The organism is Thermomonospora echinospora, assembly GCF_900108175.1.
In the GTDB taxonomy this organism is placed as follows: Bacteria; Actinomycetota; Actinomycetes; order Streptosporangiales; family Streptosporangiaceae; genus Thermomonospora; species Thermomonospora echinospora.
Genome location: NZ_FNVO01000041.1, coordinates 1 through 16,471 on the forward strand (window position 1 = coordinate 1; position 16,471 = coordinate 16,471).

The following is a 16,471-nucleotide window of genomic DNA, read 5'->3' on the forward strand; positions in this document are numbered from 1 at the left end:
TCCACCCCTTGACCGGCCCCGCCCCTTCAGGGATGACCTGCGGGTTTAGCTCGGGAAGGTGCCGGAATTCATTACTTCTTTCAATTCGGACATATTGGATATTGTGGTGCTCTGGCATGCACTTGGTTTCGCGGGCGGGTCAGCGCCGGTGTTACCACGGTGATGGAGGTTAGGGCATGTGCTTGTAAAGCATGGCGGTGGCCGCCTCGGTGAGGTGGGTGTCGGGAGAGTGGCCGGGACCCGGTAGGTGAATCCAACTTCTGCGATCATCATGCCCGCCGTGGTCTGGCTGGGGAGATCGTTCAGGGGGCCAAGCGTAGGCCATCACCTCCTCGGTGCTGGGGGCTGTCGTGTCGGCAACCGATCCTGCTTCGCCTGCAGTGATGCCGAGGCCGCAAGCGGGAAGATCGTGGTCAGTGCCGCGGCGGACGCTGTCAGGATGCGGGTGCCACGTGCCTCCCGGTTGCTGCGTAGGGCGCGCGTGCCGTCATCTCCAGCTCGACCATGAACGCGTGAGTGCTGTCGGGGCGGTCGCTTGCGGGCTTCGCCATCCCCCGGGTGATGGTCGGCCGTAGCGGTTCCGGCGTCCTGTGCGACGGGGTGCCCGACTGCGAGCCGTCACCGGCCAGTACCGCGACACCGGAGTCGACCGGCTTGCTCGGTCCGTCTGCCTGGACCACCAGGTTGGCCAGCTTGTGGTCACGATGCACCACGCCCACGGCGTGTGCGGCGGCCAGCCCCTGCGGCGATCCCTTCAAAACCGTGAGCGCCGTCTCAGGGGCCTGTGTCGCGTGTTCGGCCAGGAACTCCCGCAACGAGACCCCGTTGACCGCCTCCATGGCGATCACGGCGCTGCGTTCGCCTTTTACCATCCGATACAACCGGACCACCTGCGGGTCGCTCGTCCGCCCCAGCATCTAGGCCTCGCGCCGTAGCATTTCCCGCTGGGATTGTGACGCCTCGCTGATCAGGTACTTGATCGCTACCGGAATGCCTGACCGGTCATGGTGTGCCAGCACCACTCGGCCGTGCCCACCGCACCCCGGCTCACGCACCTCATGAAACCCAAAACACCCCACCGGCCCATCGGGGCCCCACGGCATTTGACAATTGGCCTCGACGTTGGACGCCCGAACTATCTGGAAGTTCAACGTATACAAAGATTGCTTTGTCGATCATTAGGACGACGGTAAATCCCACTTTTTCGACCGCCGTGCATGCGTCATCAACCGCCCGCCGGGTGGGGATGAGGAGTCCTGGATGTCCATCCTTATGTGCTCGGCGTTTAAGTATATCAACGATAGTCGTGCTGGAGGTGCGCCTATCGGGATAAAGAGGATTGGGATCTATGGGGTCACGGCGTTCACGTGGTCTATTTGAACTTCACGACGTTCACGTGGCGGTAGTCTGGATGGATCTGATTTTGGTGCGTCAATGTGGTCGAGTGCTGAAGTCGTCCGGAAGGGCGATTGGTGTCCTGGCCAGGTTGTCCGGCTCTGGAATCCGGCTTGAGGTGAATTGCTGTGCATGTCTCTCGGCTGTTCCGCTCGGAAGTGGGCCTCTCTACGTTGCGGATCGCTCGCCCGCTGTATGCGGTTGCCGCCATGGCCGGTCGGATGCGGCGGTCCCTGCAGCCGTACGAATTCTGTGTGCCGGCGGCTGCGGATCAGGTTCGTACGGCCCGTCGGCAGGTCCTGTCCGTGCTGGGGCCGGGGCATCCGTGTGCAGACTCGGTGAGCACGGTGGTGAGTGAGCTGGTCACCAATGCGGTGATCCATGGCTCAGGGGCAGGGGATCGGGTGCGGGTGAAGGTTCGCCTGCTGCGCGGCTCGCGGGTCATGGTGGCGGTGACCGACTCCGGAGGCGGGTCGGGTTCGGGTCCCAGGCTGCGATTCGGGGGTGCTGCGGAGACGAACGGGCGTGGGCTGTTCATCGTATCCGCGCTGGCGGAGCAGTGGACGGTGCAGTCGGCCGGTGCGGGGCACCGGGTTCGTGTGGTGTTGGCGCCCGGGACGGACGAAGGTTTTTGTGAGGGCACCAAAATGGTCGGAGATCTTGCGACCTTCCCCGAGTTCGCGGACCTGTTGAGCGATGTCGATGGCGTGTGATGGTCGTGCGGTGGAGGGGAACGCACGACCATCACGCTTATAGGTGCTGATGAATGAGCGAGTGGGATGGGTTCCTGGCTGCCTTTGTCTGATCCCTGTTCCCTGCTGCTCTGGCGGGTTTTTGCGAAGTGATGTGGATGCTCGACTGATCTTGGAAGCGGGTTCTTCTGTAAGGTTGAGTGCCCTTTGTCCAGAGCGCTTGCGAATCTGATGGCCAGGTCATGTGTCTCTGGTCGGCGCACCCCCTATTGCGTCACCAGGGGCGTATGGCCTTTGAGGGCGGCCGGGCCTCTATTGCCCCCAAGAGGCTCGGCCGCCCGTTCTCAATATCGTTCGATGGCCGCTGCAATTGGATGCTGCCAGGTGGCGAGGCTGCCCTGCCGTCCATTGCGGGAGACGCGTGCGATACCCGAGAGAGGCCGTACGACGGAGATCGGTCAGTGGACCATGAACGGTTTGTCGACCATGGCATGGCCTCTGAAAAGGCCCGGCTGCTGGAGGAGCGGGAGCGGGTCAGGTCGTCGGTCGCAGGCTCTTGACGAAGGCCCGGTTGATCTCGGGATCCCGGTAGTCGGTGGCGTACCGCGGTCGTGGTCGGTAGCCGGCGCCGGTGTAGAGGGCGAGGGCCGCGGTGTTGCGGACGCCGGTCTCCAGGATCGAGTGGACGAAGCCCGCAGCGGCGGCGTGCTGTTCGAGCTCGGCCAGTATGCGGTGGCCCAGCCCGGACCCGCGTGTCTGCGGCCGTGTGTACATCTTCTTGATCTCGATCGTCCTGCTGACGGCGTCATACGTTCGGTAGCCGCCGCAGGCGACGGGGACGGTGCCGGAGTAGGCCACCAGGAACAGGCCGTGCGGAGGCGCGTAATGCGCGGGGTCGGCCTCGGCCGGATCGGCGTAGCCGTAGCGGGTGGCCTGGTCGTCGAAGAGCTCGTTGACCAGCAGGATTGTGTCCGGATGGTCGTAAGGGCGCTGGTGGATGGTGACGGGAGCCAGGAAGGGGGATGTGTCCGGTACGTCGGTGGGACTGTCGATCATGTCCGGGAGAGTGCCTCGTCGAATTCCGGTAGGAAACTCGAGACTACCTCGGAACGCTTGCGCCGGGCGAAGACGGGCCGCAGCCTTTTGAGGTGCGTGATGCCCCGGATGGACTGCACCTCCGATAGCCGTGTCAGCGAGGCCCTGGCGGAATGCACCGCGGCGTCCAGGTCACCGTTCAGCAGGTGCGCCTTCGTCAGGAAGGCCCCGTGCAGGAGCGCCGCCCGTGGATACTCGGGCCGGGCGCCGACCTCGGAAAGAGGAGTCAGCAGCGTGACGGCCTCGCGGAGAAGAGGTTTGCGGCCGATGGTGGAGCGCTCGGCCAGCATCACCAGGGCCTGCCCTGTCTCCAAGGCGAGTTGCTCGGGTTCGAGGTAGTAGAGGTAGCTCGGGCGGTCGCCGGGAGCGCGGCAGGTCAGCAGTTCCTGGGCCTTCTCCGAGGCCGCACGGAATCCTGAGATGTCTCCCGAGGCCGCGCATGCAGTGGCCTTCCGTCCGATGACGCGGGCCTGGAGCACCGGGACGGCCGGGCAGTTCCGCTCGGCGGCGGAGGCGATGTTGACGGCTTCGGAGCCGTGGCCGGAGAACGCAGAGATGTAGGAGAGCATCCCGATCGCGTTGGCCGCCCGTCCACGTTCGCCCAGCGCCCACGACACCCACTCGCTCAGCAGCAGGTAGCGTTCGGCGGCTCCCTGCCGTCCCGCGTCGAAGTGCACCCAGCCGACGAGCTGGGCGAGGTCCGCGACGATCGTCATGAGCTGGTGACCGATGGCCGGCTCGTAGTTCGCCGCCTTGATCAGGTCGAGGACGCTGCGCAGCTGCCCGGTGATGTAGCGCAGGCTCAGGACACCGCCGCCGTGCCGATCATCGAGCTTGCGCAGTGCGGTGACGTGCGAGGCGATGACGTCGACCTGCGGCTGGAGGACGAGCTCGCGGGTGGTGTCCTGTCGGCGCCATTGCAGAGTGGTGCTCAGCCCTTGGTGGACGGCCGCCGTGAGGTCGGGACCGGAAGCCGGGGTGATCTCGGTGTGCGCACCGGCGCTGAGAGCCGATAGCTCCTCCAGCGCCCCCACGGCATCGTCTACAGTGCGATAGCCGCTGAGCCCGGTTGCCGCGGAGAGCGCCGGCATGGCGTGGGGACGCCGTCCCGGCCAGAGCTCGTCCACGGTGATCGAGATGCCGAGCCGCTCGGAAAGAACCGCCGCCGCAACCGAAGGAATCGGGTCATACGGCTTGTAACCCTGTCGAACCCATGAATAAGGCGCGGTCAGGTCGATGCGGCGATCACCCAGGCCCCTGCTTTCGAGCCATTTGTTGATCTCGGCGGCCAGTTGCCGCGGATTCATCGCCGCGCGGCGCAGCATCGCGGCCAGCGGTGTGGTCTCCGCGCTCATCGGGGGACTCCAGACCTTTTGTCTCTCCTGCGAACGGTAATGCCACTCCTACGGTGCGTGAACCTCGCAGGAGCCATAAACCGATGACCTTCACGACCTTCACGGGACGATTCGTCAGCTTCACGGCGTTCACGTCGCGCACCGGTACCCCGCCGCAGGTCAGCGTTGGTCGACTTGGGTGACCGCTCGCGAACCATGACCCGCGAGCCCGCTCAGGAGGCGTGCCTATGCCATATGACCGGATATCCCCTCTGCGAGCCCAGGGCGAACGCCTTGGCGTGTCGGATAGATCCCGCCGTGCCCCGGCTGGCGGAGGGGCCGTCATAAACGTCGAGTCGACTGGGATTCGGCACGCAGTGGTGATCGCGTCCGGTGGGCTGGACTCGACGACCCTGGCTTATTGGCTGAAGGCCGAGGGGACCCAACAGCTCACGCTGCTCGGCGTCGACTACGGCCAGCGCCATCGTGTCGAGCTGTCGTACCTCAAGCGCACGGCCGCGAAGCTGGGCGCCTGGCACGTCCAACTGGGCGTGCCGGACCTGGGCAAGCTGTTGGCCGGGTCGGCGCTGACCGATCCGCAGGTACAGGTGCCGTCCGGCCACTACACCGACGTGTCCATGCGGGCGACCGTCGTGCCCAACCGCAACGCGCTGCTTCTCGACCTGGCGGTCGGGCTGGCGATCTCGGCCAAGGCCGACGCCGTCGCGTTCGGCGCTCACGCCGGTGACCAGCCGATCTACCCCGACTGCCGTCCCGCGTTCGTGGACGCCTACACGCGGATGGCGGCCGTGGCCAACGAGGGCTTCCTGACCGTCGGCTTCAAGGTCGTGGCGCCGTTCCTGACGTGGACCAAGGCCGACATCGTCCGCGTTGCCGCCGCCCTGGGCGTCCCGTTCGGCGACACCTGGTCCTGCTACCGCGGTGACACCTGGCACTGCGGGAGGTGCGGCACCTGTGCCGAACGCAAGAAGGCCTTCGCGCGGGCGGGCCTTGTCGACCCCACCCACTACCAGGACGCCACTGGACCTGGTCATCGGCCCGTCAGGTGACGTGCGCCGTACTTCCCCGGAGACCCACGTGTACGAGATCGCCAAGAGCTTCGGTTTCAGCGCCAGCCATCGGCTGGAACGGCTCCCGGAGGGGCACAAGTGCCGGCGCCTGCACGGTCACAACTACACGGTCGAGATCCGACTCATCGCCGAGGAGCTCGATGAGCAGGACTTCGTCGCCGACTTCGGTGAGCTGGACCGGGTGGGGGAGTGGCTGCGCGTGGCTTTCGACCACCGCCATCTCAACGACGTGCTGACGGTGGACCCCACCTGCGAGCGCCTGGCCGAAGTCATCTACGAGTGGTGCGTCAGGCATCTGCCCTCCGCGCTGACCCCCATGCTGCACGCCGTCCGGGTCTCGGAGAGCCCGTCGTCCTGGGCCGAGTATCGACGTGCGGCCGAAACGGAGACCGCGCGGTGAGCGGTAAGGAACTGCTCGTCTCGGAGATCTTCGGCCCGACTTTCCAGGGAGAAGGACCTTCCGCCGGGGTACGGGCGGCCTTCCTCAGGCTCAGCCGGTGTCCGCTGGCATGCCGATGGTGCGACACCCCCTACACCTGGGACACCAGCCGGTACGACCTGACCACTGAGACCCGGCGCATGAGCGAGGAGGAGGTGCTGGCCGACCTGCTGGCCCGGCCCGCGCCACTGGTGGTGATCACCGGCGGGGAGCCGCTGCTGCAGCAGGACCGGCTGACCTGGCTGATCGACATGTGCCGGGCGCGTCGCCGGCGGGTCGAGGTCGAGACCAGCGGCACGGTCGTCCCCAGCAGGGGAGTGCTGGGGGCCGCGCACCGCTTCAACGTCTCGCCGAAGCTCGCCAACTCGGGCATGCCGCAACACCGCAGGATCAACCCTGACGCTCTGCGCGCCTTCACCCGTTCCGGCAAGGCGGCCTTCAAATTCGTGGTGGAGGGCTTGGCCGACCTGGAGGAGATCGCCGAGCTGGAGGCCGAGTACGGCCTCGCGCCGATCTGGGTGATGCCGCAGGCGACCACGGCCGAAGGCGTCCTGGACGGGCTGCGAACGGTCGCCGACGAGGTGCTCGCCCGGGGCTGGAACCTGACCGGACGCCTGCATGTGCTGCTGTGGGGTGACGTCCGTGGCCGCTGAATGCGACTGGAACGGACCTGAGCGGGGCCGTCTTTCCCCTCTGCCAGGGCCGCGCGTGTTGGGATGCAAGCCCCTGGATCTGCCAGGCGAGGGGAGCGTTCCTGCCGCCCAGGCGGCTTCGACCATAACCCGGCCGGGCCAGCAAGCGCACTCTCTCATGCCGTTTCTGGGGGAGCGATTCCTGGCCCGCGCGCTGCGTGAAGGCGGACGGCGGCGTTCCACGGCCGGCGCGGATGGGATGACCTGGGCGGCCTACCGTAGGCAGGCGCACGTCCTGATCCCGCGCCTCGCACAGGCTCTGCATGAGGGCACCTGGCGGCCTGGGCCGTTGCGGCGAACATCTTTTGCCACCTACACCGGCAAGGAGCTGCCCTGCGCGATTCCCACCGTGCAGGACCGGATCGTGCATCGTGCCATGCGCGCGGCCGTCGAGCCGATCCTGGAGGCCCGCGCTTTCGCGGACTGGGTGTCGGGCTACCGGCCGCGCCGCAACCGGATCACCGCCATGCGGCAGGCGATGGCCCACACCGACGCCGGATGCCGATGGGTGGCCGACGTAGACGTCAAGCAGGTGTCGGCGGGCTCCAATGCCGCCGAGGTCACCGACTGGCTGGCCCGCTACGTACACGACGGGACCTTCCTCGACCGGTTCCGTACGGCCGTCGCTGGCCTGCCGTCACCGCTGGCCCCGGGCAGCGGCCTGACACCGATCCTGATCAACCTGCGGCTCACCCCCGCCGACCGGCTGCTGGCGGACCTGCGGATCGTCCGGTTCGCTGACAACTACTGCGCCTTCGCGTCTGAGCGCGGCGAGGCCGAGCGGGCGTTCCACCGCATCACCGAAACGCTGGCGGCCATCGGGCTGTCGGCCAACAGAACCAAGAGCCGTGTCCGGGCCGAGGCCTGCGTCGAGGACCTCTTCCTCATCGGCGGCTGACCCGGCTGCGTTCCAAGGAGACTTACATGGACCTGGTCTGGGTGCTCGTTCCCGGCGGCGTCTGCCGCTACGGGGACGAGGGACGCCCTCGCGATATCCCGCCACTGCGGTGGACGGCGACAGTGCTCACCGCCGACCAGCTCGGCGTCCCGGGCGAGGCCGAGCTGCCCCTGACGCGGATCTGCCACCAGGAGGCGACCGAGCTCGCCGCCCAGGTGGGCGGTCGGCTGCCGCGCTCGGTGGAGTGGGAGTGGATGGCGGCCGGCCCCGCACGGCGTAGGTATCCGTGGGGCGATCAGCCGTGGCGGCCCGAGCTGGCCAACCTGCGCGACTCCGGGATCGGGGGAGCGACGCCGGTGGCGTCCTACGCCCAGGGCGCTACTGCGGACGGGCTGTACGACGTGGCCGGCAACGTCTGGGAATGGACGTCCACCCCGGTCATGGGCGGCGGCTACGTGATCCGCGGCGGATCGTTCGCCTCGCCTCCGCTGTACGCGCAGTGCACCTTCCTCAACGCCGCACCGGGTGAGCTGCGGTCGCGCGGAATCGGCGTGCGGGCGGTGCGTGACCTGTGAACCCGTCGAGTGAACGGTCCGCACTGCCGCTGGTGATCACCGGATGCTCCCGCCGCAAGCGGAACACCCAGGTCCCGCTACCGGCACTGGACCTCTACGAGGGCGGCTGCATCCCGGAACTGCGGCGACGGCTCGGCCATATCCCCGCCTTCCGGGCCCGGCTGCGGATCCTGTCGGCCGAGCATGGCCTGATCGGCGCGGACGAGCCCCTGCTGCCGTACGACCGGAAGCTGACGCCCTCTCGCGCGGCCGAACTACGTCCGCTCGTCACCGAACACCTGCGCCGGGAGTTCGCAGCGACCGGAACCCCACCGGCCGTGCTGCTCGCCGCAGGCCCCGACTACCAGAGCTTGGTCGTTGGCCTTCTGGGAAGCATCGACGGCCTGCGGTTGCAGACCGTCGACGACACGAGGCACTGGGCGGCCATCTCGTCCGTCCTGGACGGCTGGGGGTGGCCGTGACCGAGTCCCTGGCGGCCACCCTGCGGCGCCGCAGCAACAACCACAGTCCGGTGACGACCGGCTTCGAAGCCCTGACCGGCTACCGCTGGCATGAACCGACCCCCGCGCGCCTGGCGGCCGGACACCGGCTGTCGGTGGTGATCCCGGCCCACAACGTCGCTCACTGCCTGCGGTACGTACTCGACGCCCTGGCCGTGCAGTCGGTCCGCGACGCCTTCGAAGTCATCGTGGTCGATGACGCCAGCACCGACGAGACCCTGTCCATCGCTCGGGCGCACCCGATCGTCCTGCGGCTGGTCCGGATCAGGGAGCGTGCCGGGGCCGCCACCGCCCGCAATGTCGGCACGGCACTGGCTGGCGCCGACACGATCCTCTACCTCGACGCCGACATGGTCCTGCCCAGGCACGTCATCGCCGACGTGATGGTGCGAGCCGCCGCCAACCTCGCGTTGATCGGTTTCCGGCACAACCTCCCGTACAAGGCCCGTCAGCGAGTCCAGGAGTCGGGGATGATGCCCGACCTGTACGCCGACCATCGGGCGCGCTGGCGGCCACCGGTCGGCCGCAGGCTGATGTACTCGGGGCTCGTCCTGGACCGGCCGCTGGACGGGCGCCCACTCGACCACACCAAGGACCTGCGCGACCTCGGGTTCGGCCGCGGTTACTACGACTGGGACCTGCCCCGCATGGTGGTCACCGCGCTGCTGGCCGTTCCCCGCGAGGCGGTCTTGGACGTGGGCGGGTTCGACCCTGAGTTCGGCCGGCTCGGCTGGGGAATGGAGGACACCCACCTGGGCGCCAAGCTCATCGCCTCCGGCCTGCTCGTCGTGCCGCTCCGCCAGGCCGTCGGCTTTCACCTCGATCCGCCGGACGCCGAGGCGCAGTGGCGGGCCAAGCTCATCGGCTGGCGCCACACGCTCGCCTACTACCGGGGCCTGCTGCAACGGCCCGCACCCACTGGGCGAACCCATGAGTTCACCACCCACCTCAACACCCTTCGTGCTCAATGCGAGGTACTGCGATGAACACCGCCATCTTCGCTGTGGCCAGACGACGTGGTGTGACCCTGGTCCACGACCCCGCGACCGGTCTCACCCACCGTGCGGCCCGCGACCTGCCTGGAGGACGGGTCTCGCTGCGTCCTGATGAGGTCACGTCATGGCCGACGGTGGCTCCGCGCGACCACGAGGAGGATGTTCCGATCAGCGTCTGCTGGTCTCCGCTGGTCCGCTGCAACCTGAGCTGCCCCCACTGCCTGGACGACAAGGAGATCCGGGAGCAGAGCCCGGCGGAACGGGTTCGCATCGCCGAGCTGATCGGCTCGGCCGGGGTGATGGGCGTCGACCTGTCGGGCGGGGAGCCGTTGCTGCTCGGCGGCCTTGACGTTCTCGCCGACATCCTGACCGCAGCGGGCTGCGTCGTCAGCGTCACCACCAACGGCTGGCACCTCCGCCGCCGGGCGCCGGCGCTCACCTCCCACCTCGACGCGGTCAGGGTGAGCCTGGACGGGCCGACCGCCCGGCTCCACGACGCCTGGCGTGGCGAAGGCTCGTTCGAACGAGCCGTGGACGGCGTCCAAGCCGCGGTGGCGGCCGGACTCCGCGTTCAGATCCAGACCGTGCTGATGGCCTCGACCTGCCGGAACGCCCAGCGGCTCGTCGACCTGGCGGCCGGACTCGGCGCAGGCGGTGTCACCTTCCTGCAGATGCTCCCCATCGGAGAAGGCCGACGGCTCGCCCATCAGGAGATGATTCCGGACGAAACGGCGGCTGAGCTGATCCAGACCCTGTCCGTTCCCAGGCCGCTGACCGTACGGATGCGGGCACGCGAGGACGCCGGAGGGTTCACCGTCATCCGCGCCGATGGCCAGATCTGGCGCAACGATCACCCCGCCGCCTCGATATCGACGCTCCGGCCTCTCACCGCCACCGGGGACCTGGCGCTCACCGGACCGGACGGCTCGGCATGACCGGCGACTCCCAGCGCATATTCCAGCGTCGGCACCTGTGGCGGCTGACCCGGGCCGCCTACCAAGCCGGCGTCGAGCTCCTGACCCAGGCCGCAAGCGACCGCCTCGGCGAGATCGCGGCAGTCGTCGGCATCGCTCAGGGAGGACGGGCACCCGCCTACGCAATCTCCGCCCGCGCCCAGATCCCGACAGTGATCGTCTCCGCCCGCCACAACCTCAGCGACGACACCTATGCCCAGGCCACCGGGCATGTGCAGTGCAACCTGGCCCCACTGCGCCAATTCGCCGACAGGCCAGGCCCCTTCCTGGTCGTGGACGACATATGCGGTACCGGAGCCACCCTGGCCGCCGTCACCGACGCCCTCACCCACATCGCCGTACCCGGAGCGGTCGTCTGCACCGCCACGCTGTGCCGCAACGCCGGAGCACCTGCGGGCGTCCCCGACCTGTACGTCTGGGACGTGGCCGACTGGGTCGTCTTCCCCTGGGAGCGACTACGGGGCGCCGGACGAATGACCCCGCTGCCCACGCCGACGAAGGCACAGACCTCATGAGCGGCCTCGGTGTCGCCTTCGTTCTGGCCTCCTACGCGCCGGACACCCCGGCGGGCATGGAACGAGCAACCGCCGCGCTCGCCCACGGGCTACGCGGCCTCGGCCACCGCGCGCTGGTCATCACGGCCCGGCCTCAGCAGCGGGCCGACAAGAACGTCATCGAGCTGTACAGCCTCGCCGTTCGCTTCCCCTGCGACGACCTGTCCCTCAGGCGTGCCATCGACCGGTCGGCCAGGGCCATCCGCGCCGAGATCACCGGCATCCTCGATCGGCACCGGATCGACATCGTCGTCTACGTGGACGCCCTATGGGGATTCGGCCGGGCGATGGCCGACCATCCGGCCCGCAAAGTGCTCGCCGTCCATGTCATCGGCCATCCCGAAGACCTCGCACCCGCACTCGCCGACGCCGAAGCCGTCATCGCCCCCTCCGCATCCGTCCTCACCGAAGCCGCCGCATGGGGCCACATGACCGAAGACTGGCAGGTAGTCCCGAACGGGCTACTGCATGAGGCCGTGGGTGGGACCACTGAGATGCGGGACCGGCTTCGTCTGCACGGTCCGCTGCGGATCCTGGCACGTCCGGCCGAGAACAAGGGAGTCCTAGACCTCCTGGAGACCATGCCGCATGGGCTCAGCCGACCGGTCGACGTGGTGATGCCGGCCGCGCCCTTCGACATCGACCCTGGCGTTCAGCAGTCCATCATCACCCGATGCACCCTGGCGGCCAGGCCTCCGATCCGGCTGTCGACCCGGCCGCTGCCCTGGGACCAAGCCCCCGGATGGCTGTCGAGAGCCGCCGTCGTGATCGTCCCCTCCCGAGCCGAGACGTTCGGGCTCGTCGCGGCCGAAGCCATGAGCGGCGGAACCCCGGTCGTAGCACGTGACGTCGACAACCTCCCCGCACTCATCGGCAGCGGAACCCAGGCCGGAGGGATCACCGTCGACCACGCCGCCGACTCCGCGGAACTCTGGCAAGCCGCCTTGGCCCTGCTCGAAGACCGGCTAACGTATCTGAGCACGTCACGGGCTGCGTACTACAGTTCACGGGACTTCCGGCCCACCTCTATCGCTGAGCACTTCATGAAGGCGGTGTGGTGAATGGAAGTTCCGCTGCTACTGGTCGACGGCCACAACCTGGCCTTCCGGGCCGCCTTCGGCTTCCCGGCCCCGATCCGCTCCCGCGACAAGACCCGCGACCTCACCGCCGTCTTCGGCTTCTTCGCGCTGCTGCGGGTCGCCATCCGCGACGAGCCGGCCCACCCGCCCGAGGTCATCGTCGTCTTCGACGGAGAGAACGGCAGCGCAGCCCGCAAGGCGGCCGACGCCGACTACAAGGCCCAGCGAGCCGACGACGAGGCGGCCATGAAACCCATACGCGCCCTGCCCGACATCAAGCGTGGCCTGGACGCCTACGGCCTGCCATGGATCGAGATCGACAACGCCGAAGCCGACGACGTGATCGCCACCCTCACCTGCTCCGCTCCGGACCGGGAGCGGCTGATCATGTCGATGGACAAGGACTTCTACCAGCTCCTCGGTCCCGGCGTCCGAATGCTCAACACGGCCATGCACCCCGGCAAGAGACTCATCGGCCCGGACGAGGTCCGAGAACGCCACGGTGTCACCCCGCGGCAGTGGCCGTGCTTCCGGGCCCTGTGCGGCGACCCGTCCGACAACATCCCAGGCGTCCGCGGCATCGGCGAGAAAACCGCGGCCAAGCTTCTGGCCGGCGGCCTTCACGTAAGGGACCTGCCGACCTCCGGGCGGCTGACCGGAGCCAAGGGACAACGGATCCTCGACACCTTCCCGCAGGTCCTGGCTTGGCGGGAGCTCATCGTGGCCCGTACCGATGTGCCGCTGCCGGCGCTCCCGGGCGGCTCGCCGAGCCCGACGCTGCCTGCACCGGCCGAGGTCGTCGACACGCTGGGCCTGTGGTGAGCACGCCGACGTGGCCCGGCTCCGTGCTCGCGGTCATGGCACACCCCGACGACGCCGAACTGTGGGCCGGCGGCACCCTGGCCCTGCACGCGGCGAACGGCGTCGCCGTCACGATCGCCGTCGCCTCCCACGGGGCCGTTCGAGACGCTGAGACCGCCGCCGGAGCGGCCGTCCTGGGCGCCGAGATCCACCTCCTGCCCGAGATGACCGCCGAAACGGTCGGCGACCTGCTGCGCCTGCATCGTCCCGAGGTGGTCATCACTCATGCCCTCCAGGACGTTCACCCCGAACACCGGAGGGCCGGCCAAGCCGTCCTGGAAGCACTGCCCGACGTTGTGATCGACACTGGCCACCCTCGCCGCGTGTACGGATGCGAGACCTACAACGGGCTCACCCTCGACGGCACGACCCAGCCGAGGGCCGTCGTCGACATCAGCGACACCTACGCCACCAAAACACGCGCGCTGGACGCCCACCGTTCCCAGCCCATCCAGAACCACTTCGGCCCCATGGCCGAAACCCTGGCTCGCCTGTGGGGCGCACGTATCGGCACCGCCTACGCCGAAGCCTTCACCGCGGTCCCCGTACTCGGACAGCTGCCCGCCACCCCTCACCTGTGACCTCACACCGGCTGGAGACTCCCTTGCACTACAGCCCCGTCCCCGAAAGCCCGGTCTACGGATACGGATGCCTCACCGCCGAGCCCCAACTGGAGAGGGTCTCCAGGGCCATCGCCTCAGGCAGACTCAGCGCCATCGGCGGTTCCCAGGTGCCGGAACTGGAACGTCTGACCGCCTTCTACACCGGCCGCGCCTACGCCTTGGCCACGTCCAGCGCCACGGCAGGCCTCGAGGTGGCCCTGCGGGCACTCGGAATCGGCGGAGGCTGGGAGGTGGTGGTGCCCGCCCTCGGCTGGGTGTCGGTCGCAGGCGCCGTCGCCGCCACGGGAGCGACCGTGCGGGTCGCCCCCATCGAAGAATCCCTGACTCCATCGTGGGACCACATCGCCCCGCTGGTAGGCCCCACGACCGCAGCGGTCGTGGTCGCCCACCTGCGTGGCCGGCCGGCCTCGGACATCGCGCGTATCGCCGCCGAACTGCGCAACCGCGAGATCCCCCTCATCGAGGACTGCGCCCAGGCGTGGGGCGCAGGCAACGACCACAGCCGTCCGGTAGGCCGCTACGGCAAGGTCGCGGTCTTCTCGGTCCAGGCCTACAAGCTCATCGCCGCAGGGGAGGGCGGACTGACCGTCTGCGACGACGCGGACCTCATGGCCAAGATGCGAACGCTCGCCGGTGACACCCGGGTTCCCGCGTACAGACCGACCTGGCGTGGCAACTCACGGATGAGCGAGATCACCGCCGCTCTGGCGATCCCGCAGCTCCAGGCGCTCGACGACCTAACCGGCCAGCTCCGCCGACTCCAACGGCAGGTGGCCGACCTCCTGACCGAGCAGTCCAGCGCCGAAATCGTCCTGCCCCAAGACCGCGAGCCGGACGACAGCAACGGCATGCACGTCGGCGCGTGGTGGCCATCGGCCCAGGCCGCCCAGACGCTATGGCAAGAGTGCTACTCAACCGGCCTGTGTGCCTGGCACCCCACACCGGGCGATCTGCACAGCCACCATGCATGGCCGGTCCAAGCCGAGTCCGAGTCCGCCGACATCAGCCGCTACCTCGACCTTCAGATCCCCGCCCTCCACCCCAGACTTCATCACACGTTCCTCGACAGCGTCCGCAGCACCCTGGACAAGGCCGGCCTGCTCACCCGCCCGGATGCGCGATGACGCCACCGGTCCGCGTAGCCATCGCCGGATGCGGGATGGTCGCCCACGAGTACGCCTGCACCCTCGCCAGGTCCCGCCTCATCGAGCTGGCGGCCTGCACCGACATCGACTCCCGCCGCGCCGACTCCTTCGCCGAACACCATCACATCCCGACCGTGGCCCCGCTCGACGACTTGCTGATAGAGCACGCGATCGATCTGCTGGTCATCCTCACTCCGCCGGACAGTCACGTCCAGGTCGCCCGGACGGCGATCGAAGCCGGCGTCCACGTCCACCTCGAAAAGCCCCTGGCCCTCGACGTGACCGAAGCCGAGCGACTACTGACGTTCGCCGCGCAACAGCAGGTGAAGGTCGGAGCCGCACCCGACACGTTCCTCGCCCCGCCGACCCAGACCGCCGCAGCGGCGATCGGAACAGGAGCGATCGGTGAGCCGCTGTTCGCCTCGGCCGCCCTTCTCTCCGGCGGCCCCGAACGATGGCACCCTGCTCCCCAGCCCTTCTACGCCCCCCGCATGGGCCCACTGCTCGACATGGGCCCCTACTACCTGACCCAGCTCACCCACCTCCTGGGACCGATCACCCAGGTCGAAGGAGCCACGGCCACCACCAGGCCCCATCGAACCATCGCCACAGGCCCTCAAGCCGGCCACCACTTCACAGCCCAGGCTTTCACCCACGTCGAAGCCCTGCTGAAAACGGCCTCCGGAATCCCCGTGACCTTCACCGCCAGCTTCGACGCCACCGCCACCGCTCGCCCCCACCTGGAGATCAACGGCACCGAAGGCACCTTGATCCTTCCCGACCCGAACTTCCACCACGGCCCAGTCCAGCTGAGACGAAGCGACTCCCCCGACTGGCACACTCTCGCTCCCCAGACAGCCGTCCCAGAGACCATCGGCCGAGGTATGGGCGTCCTGGACACTGCCCAAGCTCTCCGAACTGATCGCCCCACACGGGGAACAGGGGAGCAGGCACTTCACGTCCTGCACGTCTTGGACCTCATCTACCGCACCGCCTCGAACGACGAAAGACACACGTCGATCACCCTCCGGAACGGGAAGTCTCCTGACTGACGCACACCTCTTCCACGAGACCGCTCCATGCTTGACGACATGCCAATTCACGCGGAAACTCGCCCAGCGCCTCAGGGCCAGAACATCCCGCGCACGCGGGGAGCAGCCATCGGCCTACCTGTCCTCGACACCGGGCCCGGGACCATCCCCGCGTGTGCAGGGAGGAGACGCTGACCCGCGGGCCGATCGAGTACGGCGAGGGACCATCCCCGCGTGCGCGGGGAGCAGGTGGTGGACCTGGGGTCGGGCAATGCCGCCGTGGGACCATCCCCGCGTGCGCGGGGAGCAGGTGTCCATCTACGAGACCCAGGGCCTGGCCTCGGGACCATCCCCGCGTGCGCGGGGAGCAGCGATGGACTTCAGGTCCAGACCGAACACGCGCGGGACCATCCCCGCGTGCGCGGGGAGCAGGCGGCGCATCACGGAGGGTAGTGGCGGAAACGGGGACCATCCCCGCGTGCGCGGGGAGCAGCGAGA

The 16,471-nt window shown here is 68.4% G+C and carries 18 protein-coding genes and 1 CRISPR repeat array; of the genes, 15 read left to right on the forward strand and 3 right to left on the reverse strand.

Annotation, left to right across the window (positions count from 1 at the left end; translation table 11 throughout):
- Positions 1–434 precede the first annotated feature (434 nt).
- Complete coding sequence (locus C4U03_RS38315; protein ID WP_103944707.1) at positions 435–917, reverse strand: protein kinase domain-containing protein; 483 nt, start codon at positions 915–917, stop codon at positions 435–437.
- 699 nt (positions 918–1,616) lie between these two features.
- Here C4U03_RS38315 and C4U03_RS38320 point away from each other — a divergent pair.
- Complete coding sequence (locus tag C4U03_RS38320) at positions 1,617–2,108, forward strand: ATP-binding protein (protein ID WP_235018390.1); 492 nt, start codon at positions 1,617–1,619, stop codon at positions 2,106–2,108.
- Positions 2,109–2,621: 513 nt separating this feature from the next.
- On the opposite strand, the gene C4U03_RS38325 is transcribed toward C4U03_RS38320, so the two are convergent.
- Positions 2,622–3,143, reverse strand: coding sequence for a GNAT family N-acetyltransferase (locus tag C4U03_RS38325; RefSeq protein ID WP_103944709.1), 522 nt, complete (start codon positions 3,141–3,143; stop codon positions 2,622–2,624).
- Entirely contained in the window at positions 3,140–4,537 is a 1,398-nt protein-coding gene (locus tag C4U03_RS38330) for a hypothetical protein (RefSeq protein ID WP_103944710.1), read from the reverse strand. Before C4U03_RS38330 ends, C4U03_RS38325 begins: the two co-directional genes overlap by 4 nt.
- A 356-nt stretch (positions 4,538–4,893) precedes the next feature.
- Between C4U03_RS38330 and queC the strand changes: the two genes are divergently transcribed.
- The 14 genes from queC to C4U03_RS38400 all read left to right on the forward strand — a co-directional run bounded on the left by queC (position 4,894) and on the right by C4U03_RS38400 (position 15,994).
- Positions 4,894–5,586, forward strand: coding sequence for a 7-cyano-7-deazaguanine synthase QueC (queC, locus tag C4U03_RS38335; RefSeq protein WP_235018384.1), 693 nt, complete (start codon positions 4,894–4,896; stop codon positions 5,584–5,586).
- 1 nt (position 5,587) lies between these two features.
- On the forward strand, positions 5,588–6,007 hold the full coding sequence (locus C4U03_RS38340; protein WP_235018385.1) for a 6-pyruvoyl trahydropterin synthase family protein: 420 nt from the start codon (positions 5,588–5,590) through the stop codon (positions 6,005–6,007).
- Positions 6,004–6,699, forward strand: a complete 696-nt coding sequence (locus C4U03_RS38345; RefSeq protein WP_103944713.1) for a 7-carboxy-7-deazaguanine synthase QueE — start codon at positions 6,004–6,006, stop codon at positions 6,697–6,699. The genes C4U03_RS38340 and C4U03_RS38345 overlap by 4 nt, the downstream gene beginning before the upstream one ends.
- A 328-nt stretch (positions 6,700–7,027) precedes the next feature.
- Positions 7,028–7,636, forward strand: a complete 609-nt coding sequence (locus tag C4U03_RS38350; RefSeq protein WP_235018386.1) for a reverse transcriptase domain-containing protein — start codon at positions 7,028–7,030, stop codon at positions 7,634–7,636.
- Positions 7,637–7,662: 26 nt separating this feature from the next.
- Entirely contained in the window at positions 7,663–8,211 is a 549-nt protein-coding gene (locus C4U03_RS38355; protein WP_103944715.1) for a formylglycine-generating enzyme family protein, read from the forward strand.
- Positions 8,208–8,672, forward strand: a complete 465-nt coding sequence (locus tag C4U03_RS38360) for a DUF6884 domain-containing protein (protein WP_103944716.1) — start codon at positions 8,208–8,210, stop codon at positions 8,670–8,672. The genes C4U03_RS38355 and C4U03_RS38360 overlap by 4 nt, the downstream gene beginning before the upstream one ends.
- Complete coding sequence (locus C4U03_RS38365) at positions 8,669–9,697, forward strand: glycosyltransferase family 2 protein (RefSeq protein WP_103944733.1); 1,029 nt, start codon at positions 8,669–8,671, stop codon at positions 9,695–9,697. Before C4U03_RS38360 ends, C4U03_RS38365 begins: the two co-directional genes overlap by 4 nt.
- Entirely contained in the window at positions 9,694–10,641 is a 948-nt protein-coding gene (locus C4U03_RS38370; RefSeq protein WP_103944717.1) for a radical SAM protein, read from the forward strand. Before C4U03_RS38365 ends, C4U03_RS38370 begins: the two co-directional genes overlap by 4 nt.
- Positions 10,638–11,195, forward strand: a complete 558-nt coding sequence (locus tag C4U03_RS38375; protein ID WP_103944718.1) for a phosphoribosyltransferase — start codon at positions 10,638–10,640, stop codon at positions 11,193–11,195. The genes C4U03_RS38370 and C4U03_RS38375 overlap by 4 nt, the downstream gene beginning before the upstream one ends.
- Positions 11,192–12,295: a glycosyltransferase family 4 protein gene (locus C4U03_RS38380; RefSeq protein ID WP_103944719.1), complete on the forward strand. Its 1,104-nt coding sequence runs from the start codon at positions 11,192–11,194 to the stop codon at positions 12,293–12,295. Before C4U03_RS38375 ends, C4U03_RS38380 begins: the two co-directional genes overlap by 4 nt.
- Positions 12,296–13,135, forward strand: coding sequence for a 5'-3' exonuclease (locus tag C4U03_RS38385; protein ID WP_200827763.1), 840 nt, complete (start codon positions 12,296–12,298; stop codon positions 13,133–13,135). It begins immediately after the preceding gene.
- Positions 13,132–13,755 carry a PIG-L deacetylase family protein gene (locus tag C4U03_RS38390; RefSeq protein WP_235018387.1) on the forward strand — a complete coding sequence of 208 codons (624 nt, stop codon included), beginning with the start codon at positions 13,132–13,134 and terminating at the stop codon, positions 13,753–13,755. Before C4U03_RS38385 ends, C4U03_RS38390 begins: the two co-directional genes overlap by 4 nt.
- Positions 13,752–14,921: a DegT/DnrJ/EryC1/StrS family aminotransferase gene (locus C4U03_RS38395; RefSeq protein ID WP_235018388.1), complete on the forward strand. Its 1,170-nt coding sequence runs from the start codon at positions 13,752–13,754 to the stop codon at positions 14,919–14,921. The genes C4U03_RS38390 and C4U03_RS38395 overlap by 4 nt, the downstream gene beginning before the upstream one ends.
- A complete protein-coding gene (locus tag C4U03_RS38400) occupies positions 14,918–15,994 on the forward strand; it encodes a Gfo/Idh/MocA family protein (RefSeq protein ID WP_160147241.1) in 1,077 nt (358 codons plus the stop codon). Before C4U03_RS38395 ends, C4U03_RS38400 begins: the two co-directional genes overlap by 4 nt.
- Positions 15,995–16,132: 138 nt before the next feature.
- A CRISPR array of direct repeats spans positions 16,133–16,466; the repeat unit is 29 nt; unit sequence GGGACCATCCCCGCGTGCGCGGGGAGCAG.
- Positions 16,467–16,471: the final 5 nt, after the last annotated feature.